This window comes from Kitasatospora sp. NPDC058032 (genome assembly GCF_042885845.1).
Lineage (GTDB): Bacteria > Actinomycetota > Actinomycetes > Streptomycetales > Streptomycetaceae > Kitasatospora.
On record NZ_JBHVRK010000077.1, the window covers coordinates 1 to 1,408 of the forward strand.

Consider the following 1,408-nt stretch of genomic DNA (forward strand, 5'->3'; position numbering starts at 1 on the left):
TTCGAGGGACACCCCACCGACCTCGCCGAGCTCCACGGCCGCCGCGTGATCGTGTGTTCCGAGGTGAAGCCCGGCGACCGGTTCGACGAGTCCCGGGTGAAACTCCTGACCGGCGGCGACCGCATCAAAGCACGCCGGATGCGCCAGGACTTCTTCTCCTTCGCCCCCACCCACAAACTCTGGCTCCTGGGCAACCACCGCCCCCAAGTCGGCACCGGCGGCTACGCCTTCTGGCGCCGGATGCGCCTGATCCCCTTCGACCGCGTCGTCTCCGACCACCAGAAGATCGACAACCTCGCCGACATCCTCGTCACCGAAGAAGGCCCCGGCATCCTCAACTGGCTCATCACCGGAGCCCACCACTACCTCAACGGCCCCCGCGACCTCACCGGACCCGAAACCGTCCGCATCGCCACCACCGCCTACGCCGAAACCGAAGACCACACCGGCCGCTTCCTCACCCACCACGAGACCACGCCGTGATCAGGACGGAGGCGTCGAACGCGAACCGGAACCGTTCGGAGGACCGACCCCCGGGTGGTGGTGGGGGTGGGAGAGGGGTCCGCCTTCGGAGCGTTCGGTTTTGTGGCCTTTGGCGCGGGGGGTGAGGGTGGTGGGGTCGACGGCTTCTGCGGGTGCGCCGGTGGCGTAGAGGCCTTGGGGTGCGGTGTCGCGGTCGTGGGGCAGGAGCCAGAAGACGCGTCGGCGGAAGGTGCCGGAGGAGCGTGAGGGGCGGGCTCGGGGGTGGAGTACGGCGTATCCGACCATGCGGCCGTCGCGGTGGTAGGCGGGTTTTCCGCGTCGGTTGGGCAGTCGGTCCAGGCTCTGTCGTACGTAGTCCAGGATCGAGATGTCCTCCAGCCAGACCAGCTCCGTTTCCTCACTGATCTCGTCCCCGTCGATCAGAGCACTCACTCCGCCTCCTCCTCGACCACAGCCGCTACTGGACACTGTGCACCGGGCCCGCGGCCATGAGCAGCCTAAAGTCGGATACCGCAACGGCCCGGCGCGGGGGTATGGCATCCTCCCTCCGGCACGGGCCCAGGATCTCAAGCGGCCCACGGAGCGATCGGATACCACGGGATGACCTCCCGGCGCGCGAGGATCCTGACGTCCCAGTACAGGAACGTGAAGACACCCGCCACGATCAGGGTCACCGCGGTCACGGCCGCCATCCGACCGGGATCCGCCGTCATCCAGGCAGCCGCCCGCCCGCCCGCGAAGTACGCCAACAGGAAGAAGACCACCGCGATGACCAGCACGTTGCCGATCGACTGCAACAGGAAGGCCGACGCCCCGTAAAGAGGGTTGCCGCTCTGCGCCGCGTCGCGGAAGAGCTGCCGGAACAGCGGATACGGCCGCCCCACCAGGAACCCCCCGACCAGGACCCCCATGAACACCGTCTGAG

Annotated in this window: 2 protein-coding genes and 1 pseudogene; 1 reads left to right on the plus strand and 2 read right to left on the minus strand. The window is 68.2% G+C overall.

From position 1 onward, the window contains the following. A partial coding sequence (locus tag ACFVUH_RS37370) for a phage/plasmid primase, P4 family (protein ID WP_387918097.1) occupies positions 1–483 on the plus strand: 483 nt, incomplete at its 5' end. Here ACFVUH_RS37370 and ACFVUH_RS37375 read toward each other — a convergent pair. Both ACFVUH_RS37375 and ACFVUH_RS37380 read right to left on the minus strand, forming a co-directional pair. Continuing rightward, entirely contained in the window at positions 484–915 is a 432-nt protein-coding gene (locus tag ACFVUH_RS37375; protein ID WP_242435353.1) for a DUF6009 family protein, read from the minus strand. It abuts the gene before it with no gap. 134 nt (positions 916–1,049) lie between these two features. Further along, positions 1,050–1,408, minus strand: a pseudogene (locus ACFVUH_RS37380) (hypothetical protein); the annotation flags it as partial.